We start from the raw sequence: 16,484 nt of genomic DNA, 5'->3' as shown, positions 1-16,484 counted from the left end.
GATGCTGGTATAAACCGAACAAAAAAGCAGTTGCCCCGGCACATCCGGATAACAGCAATTGCTTTTTTGTTCACTTACTGATTCTTTAGAAAGCTTACGGCACTACGTAGATATTGGGTTTAGACACAGTGGCCATACCGTTGCCTAGGAAAAATCCTGTGTGCGGAGGTTGATTGTAAGCTGTATTCTGCCAGGCAATGCTTAACCGATATACTGGATCATGCATTAAGGTATATATTTTATTAGTGGTGATGTTCGTAGTTGTATAGATTCGTAGAGCCGAGTTATCGGACTTTCTCCAGATAGCCTCTTCGCGCCAGTCTCCAAGCAGGTCGGCCTGTAGGCTTGGCGTTGCTTTGGTACTATTGTTGGATGCTACGCTCGCTCCGGTTAATAAATTGGTAACGGAGTTGCTTGCAGGGTTCCATTTATCGATCTTGACACCATCCAGCAGTTCGCGGGACAAGTCGCCATCCCACCAGATCCCAAAATTCACAGAAGGCATTGAGCTGCTTATTTTGGTGCCTGTAATGGAGTATAGGCCAACGCCGTGAGCCCATACCTCTTCCCCGGGATAATTGGGATCAATATCGGCAGCCATCCCCCGGCCGGTATCTTTTCCCGTGTATACACCCCATAAGACCGTCCCGTTTGCGGCATCCCATACCGCAGCGCCATAGGGAGAACTAGTGTTTTCCATGACTTTAAAAACTTCGAGACCGGGGCGGTTCGGATTTAAATCGCCTACATGCAGCGCGTCTCCATGACCCAGCCCTGTATTGTATAAGGTCGCACCGTTATTATCAATGGTTAAGGCACCATAAATGATCTCATCCTTACCATCGTTATCCACATCGGCTACACTTAAGCTATGATTACCTTGACCGGCGGTTCCAGCATTGGTGGAGCTATTGCTATCAAAGGTCCATTTACGGGTCAAAGCACTGCCATTCCAGTCAAAAGCTACAACGACTGTGCGCGTATAATAACCACGTGCCATAATGATGCTTGGATGTACTCCATCCAGATAGGCTACTCCTGCTAAAAAGCGGTCTACTCGATTGCCGTAATTGTCACCCCAACTGGATACCGTTCCTCTGGCAGGAACATAATCAATCGTGGTTAAGGCTTTGCCCGTTTGTCCGGAAAATACACTCAGATATTCAGGTCCGGTCAGGATATATCCACTGGAATTGCGATAATCTGCACTTGCGTTTCCAAGGGTTACGCCAACTCCGTCAACCGTACCGTCTGCTGTTTTGCAGACTACTTCGGCTTTACCATCACCATTGAAATCATAGACTAGAAATTGAGTATAATGTGCGCCAGCCCGAATATTTTTACCCAGATCAATTCGCCATAGCCGAGTTCCATTCAGCTTATAGGCATCCAGATAGACGTTGCCTGTATAGCCACTTTGCGAGTTGTCTTTGGAATTGGAAGGATCCCACTTCAACACGATTTCATATTCCCCGTCACCGTCTAAGTCGCCCACGCTGGCATCATTGGCACTATAGGCATAACTTACGCCATCTGGCGTAGTGCCGCCAGCCGGAATTTGAATTGGAACGTCCAAATAATTGTTGGCCCATACATTTGCTGCTGGGGAATCAGATTGCTCAATACCGCCAACGATTGCTCGAACTGTATAGCTAGACGAAGTTGTGCCGGCGTTATCCTGATAATTCGTGCTGTCCGTGATTGGGGTAACGTTTACTTTTGTGCCATTGCGGTATAAATTAAAAGAAACCGACAGTTCTTCTGTTCCGAGTAGCCGCCAGCTCACAAATACACCGCTGGATACCTTCACTGCTACTAGTCCCCGATTTAGCTTTTCCGCTTGCCGGGCAGATGCTGCCGACACAGAGGAAAGTGAGCCAAAAGCTGCCGTCCCTAAGGTAAAGACTAAAAACCAAATGATTACAAGATACCCTGATTGATGTAACCGCTTACTCATTAACGAAGCCTCCTTTTCATTTTTGGTTCACGAGGGTTACACAGGATGTCATAGTGAACAGTACATAATATTTCATAAAGATAAAAATATGTTTTAAATTTACTTGAACCATTTTAAATGAGTACGACTTTACTCACACGGAAAGGAATACATAACATGGAAAATATAAGCTATAATTTAAAATTCGCTACACTTTGCGCCAAATATAATCTGGGTCTGTTGATGAATGAACCTGAACCGATAACAGGTGGACTTTTGCACAGAATGTATCGCCTGCAAACGGATAAAGCGCAATACGCAGTAAAGGCCTTAAATCCTCAAATTATGCAACGAGATACAGCAATGTCCAATTATATTTTTTCTGAAATGGTTGCGAATCTGGCTTATCAAAAGGGAATCCATGCTGTTCCGGCAATCGTATCTAATGGCAGTAGTATGCATGAGGTTGAAGGGCAATTTTATTTATTGTTTCCATGGGTTCAGGGGAAGGCATTACCTTTAGATGAAATAGATTTAGATTGTTGTAAAAAGATTGGGGCAATTCTTGCGCAGCTCCACATCATCGATTTCTCACAGGGAACGGATGATCATCACTTTGAAACGCTTAAAGCGTCTAATGCTGCAGTTGAAAATTGGAAGGAGCTTGCTCTCAAAGGAGAGCAGCAGGGTGCAGAATGGTCAAGCTTGCTAGCAGATCACCTGCATAAGATAGAGAATTGGGAGTCATTGATTCATTCTTCAGCGAGTCTATTGACGAATCATTATGTTATCAGCCATCGGGATTTAGACCCCAAAAATGTCTTGTGGGATGAGCAGAAAGTTCCAATAATAATCGATTGGGAAGCAGCAGGACCTATTCATCCTACGTTAGAGCTGATAGATGTAGCTTTATATTGGTCAGGTTCTGAATCGGGAGATTTAAGCAAAAAGGCATTCTCAAATTTGATTAACAGCTATCTGGAGCATGGCGGAGAGATTTATGCGGATTGGCAGGTTGTGCTCAACTATGGCTTTTTGGGAAAATTAGAATGGTTAGCTTACAATATCAGACGTTCGCTAGGACTGGAGAGCTCAGATGATGCAGAACGGGAGCTGGGTACTCGTGAGGTAATCCGTACGATTAATGCATTACACGACTACGCTGATTTTATTCCACAATGTTTATTATGGTTGGGAGATTTAGAGGAAGGTAGTGCCTAATCTATTAAAGGAGAACTTATTTATGAATGTTATTAACGCTACGATGGAAGATATAAATGGATGAGTGTGTTCCGATGGACCGGAAGGGGGTTCACGCCAAAAGTTTAAACTGACTGTACGTTAAAAAGGAGGACTTATGAAGAAGTTTATAGTTATATCTGGCGTCTCGCTATTTTTGCTGGCGATTTCTTTTAACCCATTGTTCAACTATATACGTGAGTACATAATCTCTGATCAAATTAATCAGCGTTATGAGATAAAGCATGCTGAAAAAGAATATAACCCAATAAACGTACAAGAGATAACGGTTGATGATAAGAATATTAAAATCAGGGAAGAAAAAACAGGCAGGAAAGCAGATTTGACCCCATGGGATGAAGAGGAGAAGGTCCCGCCTGGTGATATTGTCAAAGTTCAGTTCTTATTAAATGATCAAAAAATCTCCACCCCTGATGAAATATGGCTATCCAATCGGGACAGAGGCAGCCGGTATTTTTCGTGGATAGATATTCTCACAGTAAAGGACCGAAAGACTGGTGAGAAACAAATAAGTATAGTCCAAAGACTGACCGATGATAGTCAACCCATGGAAACAAGAAAATGGAAAATCATTACGATTGCCCAAGACGGAGAAGTAGACGAAGAGGTTCTCAGCTATGCGCAAAGAAGCAACAATCATTTAGGCGTCAGGCTAATCGAGTTCTCCGGTACCTCCCTTATGGGTATGGGCTATTATTCAGATGTTACTAAGGCCTACCCTAGTATTTTCTTCCCACTCCTATTTCCGTTTCTAACTGGTATAGCGGGTCTCCTGTTATTGATTTTTCTGATTGTTCTTTTACTGTTTGAGCTTCATTTTAGAAGTGTTATTAGAAAAAGAGGGCGATAAAGAACACAGGATACGTTCTGAAATTACTTGTAGTTTCGAATTACCTTTAATTTAGTGATAGTTGATAAGGCAAACAGCAGCAGTAAGACTCCGATTGAACCCATGACAGGACCAGGGCTGAAGAGATCAGACAAGAACGAGACAGCAGTAAGACCAATGGTTGGGGCTACACTCATGATAGAACCTAATACACCAAACACCCTACCCTGGATGTCTTCTGAAACTTCCAGCCTAAGGATTGTATTAATCAGCAACGTGGAGAATGAGAACATGAAGCCAATCACAAGAATGATAGGAATGGCAATCGCAGCGGAAGTGACGAATGATAACAGGAGGTACAGGGGACCGAGACATAGCAGTCCAGTCATAATAAGGAAACCTCTGTTTTTCAATTTGGAGCCGAGCAGCAAGATCAGACCGGATCCGATCATATAACCAAGTGGAATACAGGCTTCAATAAGTCCAAACTGAAAGGGAGTGGAATCCCACACGTTGACAGCCATAACCTGGGTCAACATCAGGGAGGGGACAAAAAATAAGGTTAAGGTAGGAAGCATAATCATAACGGCGCGTGCAAAAGGGTACCTCCAAATATAGTGAATTCCATCGATCAAATCCTGTGTGAATTTCCGTTCTTTCTTGGGCACGTTATTTAATTGAGTTGGCAAAGGAAGGGAACGGACCGCTAACACGAGCAGAAAGGAGAGGAAGAATGTAGCTCCATCAAATAAAATAGCGTCGGCTGCTCCAAAACTCGCTACGAAAATCCCACCGGCGGAATAACCAATAGTCCGGCAGATGTTTTCAGACAAGTTCAACAGTCCTACCGCTTTTTGTAGATGTTCTTTACCAACAACAGTAGTGATAGAAGCTTGGTATGCCGGGGACTGGAATAAAGCTGAAATGGTCGTAAGACCCGTCAGTATGGCGACGATAATGAACGAAGTAGAGGGCAGGGAAATGGCTAAAGCTAGCGTCACTACGAGTCCGCAACTTATCAGATCTGTGATCAGCATGAGGGTTCGACGATTGACCCTATCCGCAAAAGTTCCCCCTATCGATCCGAGCAAAGAACTAAGCAATAAATTGATTATCGTGATGATGGCAATCATTTTGGCGCTGCCGGTCGTTTGCAGTACCCATAAACTTAAAGCAATACTATGAAAAGTGTTACCGAACAAGGAAATGGAGTACGAACTGAGGAGCAGCAGGAATCTCCGATTTCCCCAAAGAGAGGGATGAGCTTGAACAGCAGAGGGAACTTGTTTCACTAATACAGGACCAGGCATAAGTTATGCTCCTTTCAACTTAAACGATTAAGTGAATAGCCAAAAAAATTATTCTACAAAATAACAATTATTTTCTTGTGCGGAGTAGTCAGAATGATGCAATAATTTGTCCATGAGTTCAAATGCAGTAGCCGCTTTATCCCCTGTGAAAATGAATTTATGAACGTCATCTCCTAATATTTCCGGACAATTGCAGGTGCAAAGAACAGAGAGTTGTTCGAACCTCCCGTTTTTTTCAACGTAACTTCCAATAAACTCATTAATGACAATGGCCTCTTTATAGCCCCCCTCCTGTAAGAATGTATTTAATTCCTCCAAATTGACAACGGTGAATATCGCTTCTTGAGGTAATGGAAGACTGTCCTGAATAAAGCGGGTGAGGAAAGAGTTATTGAAGCTCTCCATAATTAAACATACCTGTGAAAGGTCCTGTGGTTTTACCTTTTGCAGAGCTGCTCGATAGTTGAAAAGGACCTGCTTAAAGAGTTTATCTTCAATCATGCTGTCGATCAGAATCAAAGGAATTCCTTCTACAAAATGCTTGGAGATCGAATAAAAGGCTTCCTCGCGCACATCGATCAGAAATACAGCCTCCAGCTTTCTTTCTACGATAATATCCAAAGAAGGCTGGTCAACATCAAGTGAATATAGCAGCGTATGGTAACCAGCATTTGTTAACCGTTGTTCCAAGGCATGTATAAATGAGAACTGGGCATGGAGCTTCCAGTGTGGGGTATGGGCTGCTGTGTTAACAAGCACACCGACCAATCTTGTTTTCTGATTCGCAAGTGAACGTGCTGCCAGATTCGGTATGTAATGCAGTTCCTCGGCAAGCTGAAGAATCTGCTGGCGCGTTTTCTCAGGAATGGTTTGGTTGCCGACACGATTCAGAACATAGCTCACTGTTGCGACGGAGACATTGGCACGAAGTGCGATGTCCTTCATGGTTGTCTTTTTCACCAGTAAATAGCTCCCTTATCCTTGTGATATTTTCTAAAGATTAACATTCTGATTCTAAAGCGTCAATGGGGGGGAGTGAGCAGTCAGATGACCCTGTTAAGTTGCTAGAAATGGAAGATTGTAGCCCTTGAGATTCAACTCTGGGAAGATCTGCTTGATAATCGTCTTAAGCTAAATTATACGAAACAAGCTTTATGCAAAAGCTGAAAAAATGCTTATTAACCCAATGGTCATCCTTCCGCTGTATTATTTTTATGCTGGAGTTTTGCATAAACCTAACATTAAAAAAGTAAGTGTAGAGTATGATGGTTCCATATCTTTTTCAAGAGAATATCTAATCTAAAGATTTATAGTAATAAAGATTATGAGGATACTTCCGCAGTTATTGGGAGTGTCCTTTTTGTATGGAATTAAGCACCTTTGTGACCTTTCTTAAAATTTGGGTAAATAAGTATTAAGATCCATGAACCTAAAACGGGCAGCGAGATGAGGTGTTACTTATGGATACGATTCCGGATGGAGAGGAGTGATCTTTGTGAAACCGCTTCAGATAACGACACAATATTGTGAAAATTTTCACCTGTTTATTAAAATTTTTAATATATAATTAATTTATAATCAAAAACAAGGGGGATTTCAAATGAAGTTATTTAAAATGATGTTAGTAGCAGGCGTCTCGGTTGCAGTCTTGTCTGGTTGTGGTGCGAATAATAATAATGCGACTAATTCGGCGGCTACTACGGCTCCAACTACAGAGCAAACGGATGCAGTTACTACAGCTTCAATCGTAAATCAAGCAGATGCGTTTACCAAGGCTGTAAGTAAAGATGGAAATTGGATTATTGCCATTCTAAATGATGTGACGATTGCCCAAGATGTTGTTGTTGAAGGCGAATTCCATGATAAAGGGGCCGCAGACGGCGACATCTACCGTAAGATTGCTCTTTATGCCCAAGACGCTGATCACAAAGTTACTGCCAATTACACACTCACTGTACCTAAGTTAACTGTACAAAGTGAAAATTTACGAGTTCAAGGCGGAACCATTAAAGGTGATGTTTATGTAGAAGCGAACGGATTTAATCTGCATGAAACCTCGACTATTGATGGAAATCTTTACTTCGCAAACGAAGATGTGAAAGCAACTGCAGGGATTGAAGGTAAAGTGACTGGGGCAACTGAAGTTAAATAAGTTAGTGATGTTTTCGATTAGTTAGATGTAGAAGTTGAAGGACTAAATAGATAGAATTATTCGGATAGGTTCAGGAAAAAGGAATCAGTATGAATGGGCAAACTCATAATGGACTACACCCCATCTAGTTACCATATGAGAGCCGACGGAAGCTTTGAAGTAACAAGTAATGGAGTATTGAAGTGTACAGTAGATGGTTTTAACTGTATTTTGTACAACTAAAATGCTCAAAATGCTCGGCCAATAAAAATAGCTGTATTTAGTACATCAATTTTTCTTGATTTAATACTCTACAGGCTACTTCTCTAGTTTTTAATTGTATAGAATACACTTAAAGTTAGAATTAGCCCTTGTGGATATGGAATAAGTGTATAGAATGCAGTTATCTTACAAATTTCACCAAGATAGTGCGTTACAACGGAGTGGGTATCCGAAAGCTACAAATGATTAAGCTTAGCTCGTAACCTACTCAAGCAAACCACCGCAGACCCAAAACACCAGGCAGTGAACCTCCAACGGAGAATCGCTGCCTGGTTGTTTTTTGTGGATGAATATATGAACTATTGTTGATTTTCTTCATATTGACTTATAATATTACTACCACTACTAGGAGGAACACATATGTCTAAGGAGTATTCGCGCACATATATTGAGAGCGTAAAGCTTGAAATGTTAAATAGGTTGGGATTAAAGCAGGTGTTCTTCAAGGAGCAAATAGGGGATAGCCTAATTTTTGAAGCTGTGGGCTTTGATAAAGGGGCAAAACATCGCTTTTGCGTTAGACCAAAGACGAAAACGATTGATGAATTCATTTCAGGCAAATGGATGAAGGTCCGCAGTTTTATAATCAAAAGTGTGGATATTTAATGTTGAACCCTATAAAGGTAGCCCCGTTAATCGGAGTTACCTTTTTATTTTTTGACCCATAGTCATTGATAATGTGAAGTATCTCCATACAGATCAATGGTTGTATTGTTATCAGTTAGGGTTACTTTACATAATGCTGTAGAGAGAATATCCGGTAACTCCCCAATTTCCTGCAATGATTTATTGAGAAAATAAGCCATAATGACTTTTAAAGTCATCCGATGCGTGACGATGAGCACTTCTAGCCCTACGTTATCGTTTATGATGCGCTCCATTGTCGGCACTACTCTTTGTTCAAGCTGCTTGTAAGTTTCACCTGAGGTTAGAGGAATATATAGATCGGGTCTAGTGAAAAAATGGGAATATTGTAAAGGGGATTCTAGTTGTATCTGATCCGTATTCATTCCTTCCCAGCTCCCCATGTTAATTTCCATTAAAGAAACTTGCTGATGAATAGGTAAACTCCGCTTTCCCCGTAAAATCTGCGCAGTATGCAATGCTCTTGGACTAGTACTAGAATAAATTGCGCCTAAGTTTTCTACTTCCAAACGATCTCTTAACCATTCCGCCTGCTGTTCACCCAAGGCTGTAAGCGCAGAATTTTGATGCCCTTGCATTCGTTTTTGTAAATTCCATTCTGTTTGCCCGTGGCGGGTTAAGTATAATACTGTCTTTGTCATTAACGTGACCTCCCTTATGAATAGTTGTAAGTATAAGATAAATAAATATAAATAAACAATATATAATAGTTAACATCCATAATGTATAGTTATAGTAAAATGGCTGAGGATAAGCGGCGAATACTGATATTATTTTATGAAGTGAGGAAGAGATCACGATGAACTATCATGTATTAAAATTGTTTTATTACGTTGCGATCACAGGTAGTGTGACCAAAGCCTCTGAACGTTTGCATATCAGTCAACCCGCTATATCAGCGCAAATCCGTAAGTTTGAACGGGAGAATCATATTTTATTATTTGAAATTAAAGGAAAGAGGATGGTGCTCACCCCTTTAGGAAAAAGGTTAATCGAACCTCTTGAGAAGTTTTTTGCCATGGGTGATCAAGTCCAGCAAATCATTGAAGACTATCACAAATTTCCTGAGGGGAATCTGCGGATTGCAGGTAATTATTTGGCGACAAGCATCCTCATTCCCCGGTGGGCGTCATTATTCAAACAATCTTTTCCGGAAGTTAACATTCAGATCACTACTACTAATTCTCATGGTGTCATGGGAAAATTAAATAATTTTGAAGCAGACGTGGCGATTTACAGTGATATGGAGTTTCCTTCGCATAATACAGGAGTGTTCGAACATCGGGAGTTATATAGGGACGAGTATATATTCGTGGTTTCTTCCCATCACCCTATTGCCAATCAGCAGGTTAGTTTTGAAGAAGTGATGTCTGAAGCATTTATTATGAGGGAAGAGGGCAGTGCAGCCAGAGAGCGGCTTGTCCGGTTGTGTGAAGAAAGAAGTGTACAGCAGCCAACGATTGGGCTTCAATTTAATGGAGTGAATGAAGTTATTCAAGCTGTCATTGCCGGTTATGGAATTAGTTATGTATCCGCTTTGTTGGCGAAACCTTATCTTGATCAGGGAACATTAGCTAAAATAGCAGTAGAAAATGTAGTCTCCAAGCATTCGATATGGATGGGCTACAGAAAGAAGGAACTTCAAGAAAGTTATATGCAGTCGTTTATTACGCTCGTTATGAAACAATTAAGTATAAAATAATTTTAGGAAATTAAAGATAATCTCATGGTAAACTATGGATAAAAATATTAGGAGGGGTCATAATGGATCAAATTGTATTCAAACAAATTAAGTTTGTGCGAAGTGTTACTGTGCGTGCTGTCGAGGGACTATCTGAGGGAACTTTGAATAGCATTCCAGAAGGGTTTAATAACAATATCCGATGGAATTTGGGACATATTTATTTGGTGCAAGAGAAGTTTGCCTTTCATTCTGCTCGGGAGCTTATGCAATTGCCGGCAAGCTTTGAACGCTTATTTGCGAAAGGGACTAAACCAGCCGAGTGGAATGAGGAACCGCCAACGCTTGAAGTTTTACTTGAGATGCTTACGGAGCAACCCAAACGGATCCAGGAAGCTTTTCACAATCGCTTAAGTGAGCAAGTAACCCCTCTTACAACAGGAAGTGGATTAACCTTAAATTCAATCGGTGAATTCATAAATTTCACACTTTACCATGAAGGTATGCATTTCAATACAATAAAATTATTAAATCGCTTTGCAGATAAATAAATTCAAATAACAAAAGATATCGATATATAGTTGGTATCTTTTGTTAGCTTTATGATCGAAAAAAAGATTTGTAAATGAAAAGGTTATGTGATAATCTAATTTATGTAATACATGTAACCGGTTACACATTGGGGGATGAATGAAAGAATGATGACGATCAAAGATGTCGCAAAAATAGCTGGAGTTTCGGTAGCAACAGTCTCACGGGTTATAAATGAATCTGGATATGTGAATATCGATACTCGCAAAAAGGTTGAGGCAGCGATCAAAGAAATGAATTATACCCCTAATGAGGTTGCAAGATCATTATACAAGCGGAAATCTAAATTAATCGGGCTGCTCTTGCCTGATATTACTAACCCGTTCTTCCCGCAGTTAGCGCGGGGGATAGAGGATCGGATGCAGGAGCAAGGTTATCGGATCATCTTTGGCAATAGTGATGAGAACGAGGACAAAGAGATGGATTATATTCAAACCTTTATCCAAAACAATGTCATTGGCATGATATCGTCAACCAATTTCCCTGAGAGTGACGTTTATTCTAACTTGAAGATTCCGGTTGTATTTCTGGACCGTACTTCTAATGATAGCCCTTCCGTATACGCAGATGGCAAAAAGGGCGGACGTCTTGCAGCACAGGAGATTATCGCACGGGGAAGCAAAAAAATTACAGTGATACAAGGACCGGCGCATATCAAACCTGCACAAGATCGATTTCTTGGGGCGATTGAAGTCCTTAATGAAATGGGAATCAGCTATAATGTGATCGAAACTTCATCCTTCTCCCATACAGTAGCAGAACAATGGGCTGTGGAGTTATTTGATAAATATATAGATACGGATGGCGTAATTGCCAGTAATGATATTGTGGCGACGGCAGTCATTCATGAAGCACATCGTTTAGGTAAAAGAGTGCCGCAGGATCTGCAAATCATCGGATTTGATGATATCCCGCTCAGCAGCTTGTTGTCACCTGCTTTATCCACCATTCGCCAGCCGGCACATGATATGGGTAGAGAAGCAGCGGGTTTACTTATTAAGCTAATTGAGCAAGATAAGGTGGAAGAGAAGATTATTCAACTACCCGTTAGCTTTGTGGAGCGGGAAACTACAAGAAGTAAAGAATAGATGACAACATGAGAAAGGTTGATGAATATGGCTAAGATATGTGTAATTGGCAGCTGTTCAATGGATTTAGTAGTGACTTCGAATAAGCGGCCTCACGCGGGTGAGACTGTGCTTGGAGAACAATTCTCCACCGTTCCGGGCGGTAAGGGTGCGAACCAAGCCGTCGCTGCTGCCCGTCTAGGAGCAGAAGTTACGATGGTTGGTTGTGTAGGTGATGATTTCTATGGTACCGCTATCATGGATAATCTGAAAAAGAATCGCGTTTTTACCGCCAATGTGGAACCGGTTACACATGTCGAAAGTGGAACAGCTCACATCATTTTAGCGGAAGGCGATAACAGCATTATCGTTGTAAAAGGAGCCAATGATTTAGTTACTCCTGCATTGGTTGAACGGGCACTTGATAATATTAAAGGCTCTGACATGGTATTAATCCAACAAGAAATTCCGGAAGAGACGGTGTCTTATGTAAGTGAGATTTGCTATAAATTCAATGTGCCTATGTTGCTTAACCCAGCACCTGCTCGGCCTATCAGTGAAACGATTATAAACAATGCCACCTATTTAACTCCCAATGAACATGAATGTGCAATATTATTTCCTGAGATGAGTACTGCTGAAGCTTTACGCAAATACCCCAATAAGTTATTTATAACCGAGGGCAGCAATGGTGTGCGTTATTACGATGGTAAACAGGAAGTTTTAGTTCCCACCTATAAAGTGAATGCTATAGATACCACTGGAGCAGGAGATACTTTTAATGCGGCATTTGCTGTTGCTCTAGCCGAAGGCAAGTCTATTCGAACAAGTGTAAAGTTTGCCAATCGCGCCGCTTCTTTATCCGTCACAAAATTTGGTGCCCAAGGTGGCATGCCAACAAGAGTAGAGGTGGAGGTGAGTCTTTAATTATGAAAAAACAAGGAATCTTAAACAGTCATATTTCCAAAGTGCTTGCTGATTTAGGCCACATCGATACGATTGTCATTGCTGATATTGGATTACCCGTTCCATCTGGTGTTCCAAAGATTGATTTAGCGCTTAAATTGGGAGTTCCCAGCTTTCAAGAGATTGTCGAAATCATATCAGAGGATATGGTCATAGAGAAAGTTATCGTGGCAGAGGAATTAGCAGCAAAAAATAAAGGCACTTCTGAATACTTGAATGACAAATTTAAGGAAATACCTATAGAGGCGATTTCACATGAACAATTTAAATTGTTAACCCGGCATGCGAAGGTCATCATTCGTACGGGGGAAGCTAAGCCGTATGCAAATTGTATTTTACAAGCCGGGGTCTATTTTTGATAAAAAGGGGGTTCAAAGCATATGCACATTACGATGAAAGATATTTATAAATCTTTTGGGGCTAACCGTGTGTTGACGGGTGTGGATTTTGAGCTGAAGGATGGTGAAGTTCATGCCCTAATGGGAGAGAATGGTGCAGGAAAGTCTACTCTGATGAACATTTTGATTGGACTGCATCAGCGTGATCAAGGAACCATTAGTATAGATGGTCAGGAAACATACTTTAACAATCCCAAAGAGGCTGAACGTTATGGGATCGCTTTTATCCATCAGGAGTTGAATGTGTGGCCGGATATGACAGTTCTAGATAATCTGTTTATTGGTAAGGAACGAACCTCCAAACTAGGGATCTTAAATATGAAAGAAATGAAAGCGTTAGCAAATGAACAGTTTCGTAAGCTCTCCGTAACGATTCCCTTAAATCAAGAGGCGGGGGAATGTTCGGTAGGGGAGAAACAGATGATTGAGATTGCAAAAGCGCTTATGACTCATGCAAAAGTTATCGTCATGGACGAACCGACAGCGGCATTAACCGAACGGGAAATCCAGAAATTGTTCGAAGTCATAACTTCCCTTAAAAAGGAAGGCGTCTCCATCGTGTATATTTCGCACCGGATGGAAGAGATTTTTACGATATGTGACCGAATAACGGTCATGCGAGATGGGAAAACAGTAGACACGAAGCCCATTCCAGAGACTAACTTCGATGATGTAGTTCGGAAGATGGTAGGGCGTGAATTAACCGACCGGTTTCCTGAGCGTACCTCCAAACCCGGAGAGGTTGTTCTTGAAGTTAAAAATGCCACGAAAAAAGGGCAATTTAAAGATGTCAATTTCTCCGTTCGTTCGGGTGAGATCTTAGGTTTCTCGGGATTAATGGGATCTGGACGAACAGAAATGATGAGAACCTTATTCGGTTTGGAATCGTTAGACCGTGGAGAAATTATGGTGCGGGGAGAAAAGGTCACGATTCGAAATCCCAATGATGCGATGAAGGCGGGGATAGGATTCGTTACGGAGGACCGTAAAGATGAAGGGTTAGTGCTTGATTTCTCTATTCGAGACAATATGGTGCTTACAAATTTATATAGCTTCGCTCCTAAGGGTGTAATCATTGATAAAAAAGAACAAGAATTTGTAGACATACTTATCAAACGGCTACACATCAAGACACAGTCTTCCTCCACTTTAGTCCGGAATTTATCCGGGGGGAATCAACAAAAGGTGGTCATCGCCAAATGGATTGGGATCGGCTTAAGTGTGCTTATCCTCGATGAACCTACCCGTGGAGTGGACGTAGGAGCTAAACGGGAGATCTATCAGCTCATGAACGAATTAACGGAACGTGGAGTCGCCATAATCATGGTATCGTCAGAGCTTCCTGAAGTCTTAGGAATGAGCGACCGGATCGTAGTGGTTCATGAAGGGGAAATTAGTGGAGAGCTATCACAACAAGAAGCTACGCAAGAAAAAATCATGACGTTAGCTACAGGGGGGCAATAGTAATGACAACTATCAAAGGTGAGAGAGAAAGTAAAGGTTTTCAAATCGGGCAAATTACACAGAAGCTAGGTCCATTACTAGGGCTGATTATTCTAATTGTTATCGTTACGGTGTTGAACCCAAGCTTTATGGAGCCCCTTAATATCCTGAACTTGCTTAGACAAGTTGCCATAAATGCGCTTATCGCTTTTGGGATGACCTTTGTTATTCTAACGGGTGGTATCGATTTATCGGTGGGTTCTATTCTAGCCCTATCCAGTGCCTTCACAGCTAACCTGATGTTGTCTGGTTGGGATCCTGTCTTAGCCATTATTGTAGGTTGTTTAGCGGGTGGCGTGATGGGGATGGTCAACGGACTGATGATTACAAAAGGTAAAATGGCGCCATTTATCGCTACGTTGGCGACCATGACGATTTTCCGGGGATTAACACTTGTATACACAGACGGTAATCCGATCACAGGTCTCGGAGACAGCATGACCTTCCAATTGTTTGGCCGTGGATATTTACTGGGAATACCTGTACCTGCTATAACAATGATCATCGTCTTCGCAGTCTTATGGGTTGTATTGCACAAAACTCCATTTGGTCGTAAAACCTATGCCATTGGTGGTAATGAAAAAGCATCTATTATTTCAGGGATTAAAGTCGACCGCATTAAAATAATGATCTATTCATTGACGGGTATGTTGTCCGCATTGGCAGGAGCGATCTTGACTTCCAGATTGAACTCAGCGCAACCCACAGCAGGCACATCTTATGAGTTGGATGCTATCGCAGCTGTAGTATTAGGCGGTACGAGCTTAACTGGTGGTCGTGGACGTATCGTGGGCACATTGATTGGTGCACTGATTATCGGGATTTTGAACAATGGATTGAACTTGCTCGGCGTATCTTCTTTTTACCAAATGGTGGTCAAAGGGATCGTTATTGCCATTGCCGTACTCATAGACCGTAAGAAAGCCGTATAAGGGGGATTCCAACATGAAAAAGTTAACTTTGATTCTTACTTCCTTACTATTAATTCTCATGACAGGTTGTTCCTTGGAGCCTCCAGAGTGGGCTAAGCCTAGCAGTGGTGGAAGCCTGGAGAATATGAAGATTGGATTATCCATATCTACATTGAATAACCCCTTCTTTGTATCCGTTAAAGATGGTGTTTTGGCCGAGGCTAAGAAGCAAGGCTTGGAAGTCCTTGTCATTGATGCCCAAAATGATTCTGCTAAACAAAGTAATGACGTCGAAGATTTGATGCAAAAAGGTGTGAATGCGTTATTGATCAATCCAGTGGATTCATCAGCGATCTCGACAGTAGTGCAAACAGCTAACAGTTTAAATATTCCCGTCGTTACGTTGGACCGTTCCGCAGATCAAGGGGATATCAAAGCTCTTGTTGCCTCTGATAATGTAAAGGGTGGCTCTATGGCGGCACAATATATTGTAGAGCAGCTTGGGAAAGGTGCAAAGGTCATCGAGCTAGAAGGATCCCCAGGAGCTTCAGCGACTCGGGAACGCGGTAAGGGATTCCATGAGATTGCGGACAGCCAGCTAGAGGTCATTGCTAAGCAAACAGCTGATTTCGACCGCACGAAAGGCCTGACCGTTATGGAGAACCTTCTACAAGGAAATCCTGGCGTACAAGCAGTTTTCGCTCATAATGATGAAATGGCGCTAGGTGCTATTGAAGCCATTCAAAGTTCAGGCAAGAATATCCCTGTGATTGGTTTTGATGGAAATGAAGATGCACTTAAATCCATCGAAGCTGGTAAATTAACAGGAACCGTTGCGCAGCAGCCTGAATTAATTGGCCAACTAGCCATTCAAGCCGCTAAGGATGTATTAGAAGGCAAAACCGTAGAGAAGCTGATTGCGGCACCGCTTAAACTAGTTGTTAAAGAGTCAAAATAATAACCATTATAGAAAA

16 protein-coding genes are annotated in these 16,484 nt (G+C 41.7%); 12 read left to right on the top strand and 4 right to left on the bottom strand.

What is annotated here, in order from left to right; translation table 11 throughout:
* Positions 1-94: 94 nt before the first annotated feature.
* Positions 95-1,957: a rhamnogalacturonan lyase gene (locus tag NST58_RS21240; protein ID WP_339187718.1), complete on the bottom strand. Its 1,863-nt coding sequence runs from the start codon at positions 1,955-1,957 to the stop codon at positions 95-97.
* Between the two features lie 156 nt (positions 1,958-2,113).
* Here NST58_RS21240 and NST58_RS21235 point away from each other — a divergent pair, with 156 nt between their 5' ends.
* Together NST58_RS21235 and NST58_RS21230 are read left to right on the top strand one after the other, a co-directional pair.
* Entirely contained in the window at positions 2,114-3,157 is a 1,044-nt protein-coding gene (locus tag NST58_RS21235) for a phosphotransferase (protein ID WP_339168650.1), read from the top strand.
* A 136-nt stretch (positions 3,158-3,293) separates the two neighbouring features.
* The gene (locus NST58_RS21230; RefSeq protein ID WP_339168648.1) at positions 3,294-4,046 is read left to right on the top strand and encodes a hypothetical protein; all 753 of its coding nucleotides are present in this window, start codon (positions 3,294-3,296) and stop codon (positions 4,044-4,046) included.
* Positions 4,047-4,069: 23 nt separating this feature from the next.
* Here the strand turns inward: NST58_RS21230 and NST58_RS21225 are convergent, their stop codons facing one another.
* Both NST58_RS21225 and NST58_RS21220 read right to left on the bottom strand, forming a co-directional pair.
* Positions 4,070-5,335: an MFS transporter gene (locus NST58_RS21225; RefSeq protein ID WP_339187716.1), complete on the bottom strand. Its 1,266-nt coding sequence runs from the start codon at positions 5,333-5,335 to the stop codon at positions 4,070-4,072.
* Positions 5,336-5,383: 48 nt separating this feature from the next.
* Positions 5,384-6,295, bottom strand: a complete 912-nt coding sequence (locus tag NST58_RS21220) for a LacI family DNA-binding transcriptional regulator (protein ID WP_339168645.1) — start codon at positions 6,293-6,295, stop codon at positions 5,384-5,386.
* A gap of 640 nt (positions 6,296-6,935) precedes the next feature.
* Here NST58_RS21220 and NST58_RS21215 point away from each other — a divergent pair.
* Both NST58_RS21215 and NST58_RS21210 read left to right on the top strand, forming a co-directional pair.
* Entirely contained in the window at positions 6,936-7,487 is a 552-nt protein-coding gene (locus tag NST58_RS21215) for a polymer-forming cytoskeletal protein (protein ID WP_076183054.1), read from the top strand.
* A gap of 621 nt (positions 7,488-8,108) precedes the next feature.
* Positions 8,109-8,354 (top strand): hypothetical protein, encoded by a 246-nt coding sequence (locus NST58_RS21210; RefSeq protein WP_036688955.1) that lies wholly within the window; start codon positions 8,109-8,111, stop codon positions 8,352-8,354.
* 62 nt (positions 8,355-8,416) lie between these two features.
* Here NST58_RS21210 and NST58_RS21205 read toward each other — a convergent pair whose 3' ends face one another.
* Positions 8,417-9,034 carry a histidine phosphatase family protein gene (locus tag NST58_RS21205; RefSeq protein ID WP_076190600.1) on the bottom strand — a complete coding sequence of 206 codons (618 nt, stop codon included), beginning with the start codon at positions 9,032-9,034 and terminating at the stop codon, positions 8,417-8,419.
* Positions 9,035-9,192: 158 nt separating this feature from the next.
* Here NST58_RS21205 and NST58_RS21200 point away from each other — a divergent pair, with 158 nt between their 5' ends.
* From NST58_RS21200 to rbsB, 8 genes are all read left to right on the top strand, one after another.
* On the top strand, positions 9,193-10,095 hold the full coding sequence (locus NST58_RS21200; protein WP_339244136.1) for a LysR family transcriptional regulator: 903 nt from the start codon (positions 9,193-9,195) through the stop codon (positions 10,093-10,095).
* 62 nt (positions 10,096-10,157) lie between these two features.
* A complete protein-coding gene (locus NST58_RS21195; RefSeq protein ID WP_076127369.1) occupies positions 10,158-10,625 on the top strand; it encodes a DinB family protein in 468 nt (155 codons plus the stop codon).
* A gap of 147 nt (positions 10,626-10,772) precedes the next feature.
* Positions 10,773-11,753: a LacI family DNA-binding transcriptional regulator gene (locus NST58_RS21190; RefSeq protein WP_076127368.1), complete on the top strand. Its 981-nt coding sequence runs from the start codon at positions 10,773-10,775 to the stop codon at positions 11,751-11,753.
* 27 nt (positions 11,754-11,780) lie between these two features.
* A complete protein-coding gene (gene rbsK, locus NST58_RS21185) occupies positions 11,781-12,659 on the top strand; it encodes a ribokinase (protein ID WP_076127398.1) in 879 nt (292 codons plus the stop codon).
* 2 nt (positions 12,660-12,661) lie between these two features.
* Positions 12,662-13,057 carry a D-ribose pyranase gene (rbsD, locus tag NST58_RS21180; RefSeq protein WP_339244135.1) on the top strand — a complete coding sequence of 132 codons (396 nt, stop codon included), beginning with the start codon at positions 12,662-12,664 and terminating at the stop codon, positions 13,055-13,057.
* A 21-nt stretch (positions 13,058-13,078) separates the two neighbouring features.
* Positions 13,079-14,560, top strand: a complete 1,482-nt coding sequence (locus NST58_RS21175) for a sugar ABC transporter ATP-binding protein (protein WP_076218180.1) — start codon at positions 13,079-13,081, stop codon at positions 14,558-14,560.
* Positions 14,561-14,562: 2 nt separating this feature from the next.
* Positions 14,563-15,531: a hypothetical protein gene (gene rbsC / locus NST58_RS21170; RefSeq protein ID WP_076218179.1), complete on the top strand. Its 969-nt coding sequence runs from the start codon at positions 14,563-14,565 to the stop codon at positions 15,529-15,531.
* A 13-nt stretch (positions 15,532-15,544) separates the two neighbouring features.
* Entirely contained in the window at positions 15,545-16,468 is a 924-nt protein-coding gene (rbsB, locus tag NST58_RS21165; protein WP_076218178.1) for a ribose ABC transporter substrate-binding protein RbsB, read from the top strand.
* Positions 16,469-16,484: the final 16 nt, after the last annotated feature.

The sequence above is a fragment of the Paenibacillus sp. FSL R10-2796 genome (assembly GCF_037965315.1).
GTDB classification, from domain to species: Bacteria; Bacillota; Bacilli; order Paenibacillales; family Paenibacillaceae; genus Paenibacillus_AQ; species Paenibacillus_AQ odorifer.
The sequence above is the reverse complement of the archived record's forward strand: the minus strand, read 5'-3'. Positions and strand labels throughout refer to the sequence as shown.

Bases quoted from the DNA above. Each gene is read 5' to 3' on its own strand.
- NST58_RS21240 (WP_339187718.1), bottom strand. From the start codon at position 1,957: ATGAGTAAGCGGTTACATCAATCAGGGTATCTTGTAATCATTTGGTTT.
- NST58_RS21235 (WP_339168650.1), top strand. From the start codon at position 2,114: ATGGAAAATATAAGCTATAATTTAAAATTCGCTACACTTTGCGCCAAA.
- NST58_RS21230 (WP_339168648.1), top strand. From the start codon at position 3,294: ATGAAGAAGTTTATAGTTATATCTGGCGTCTCGCTATTTTTGCTGGCG.
- NST58_RS21225 (WP_339187716.1), bottom strand. From the start codon at position 5,335: ATGCCTGGTCCTGTATTAGTGAAACAAGTTCCCTCTGCTGTTCAAGCT.
- NST58_RS21215 (WP_076183054.1), top strand. From the start codon at position 6,936: ATGAAGTTATTTAAAATGATGTTAGTAGCAGGCGTCTCGGTTGCAGTC.
- NST58_RS21210 (WP_036688955.1), top strand. From the start codon at position 8,109: ATGTCTAAGGAGTATTCGCGCACATATATTGAGAGCGTAAAGCTTGAA.
- NST58_RS21205 (WP_076190600.1), bottom strand. From the start codon at position 9,034: ATGACAAAGACAGTATTATACTTAACCCGCCACGGGCAAACAGAATGG.
- NST58_RS21200 (WP_339244136.1), top strand. From the start codon at position 9,193: ATGAACTATCATGTATTAAAATTGTTTTATTACGTTGCGATCACAGGT.
- NST58_RS21195 (WP_076127369.1), top strand. From the start codon at position 10,158: ATGGATCAAATTGTATTCAAACAAATTAAGTTTGTGCGAAGTGTTACT.
- NST58_RS21190 (WP_076127368.1), top strand. From the start codon at position 10,773: ATGATGACGATCAAAGATGTCGCAAAAATAGCTGGAGTTTCGGTAGCA.
- rbsK (WP_076127398.1), top strand. From the start codon at position 11,781: ATGGCTAAGATATGTGTAATTGGCAGCTGTTCAATGGATTTAGTAGTG.
- rbsD (WP_339244135.1), top strand. From the start codon at position 12,662: ATGAAAAAACAAGGAATCTTAAACAGTCATATTTCCAAAGTGCTTGCT.
- NST58_RS21175 (WP_076218180.1), top strand. From the start codon at position 13,079: ATGCACATTACGATGAAAGATATTTATAAATCTTTTGGGGCTAACCGT.
- rbsC (WP_076218179.1), top strand. From the start codon at position 14,563: ATGACAACTATCAAAGGTGAGAGAGAAAGTAAAGGTTTTCAAATCGGG.
- rbsB (WP_076218178.1), top strand. From the start codon at position 15,545: ATGAAAAAGTTAACTTTGATTCTTACTTCCTTACTATTAATTCTCATG.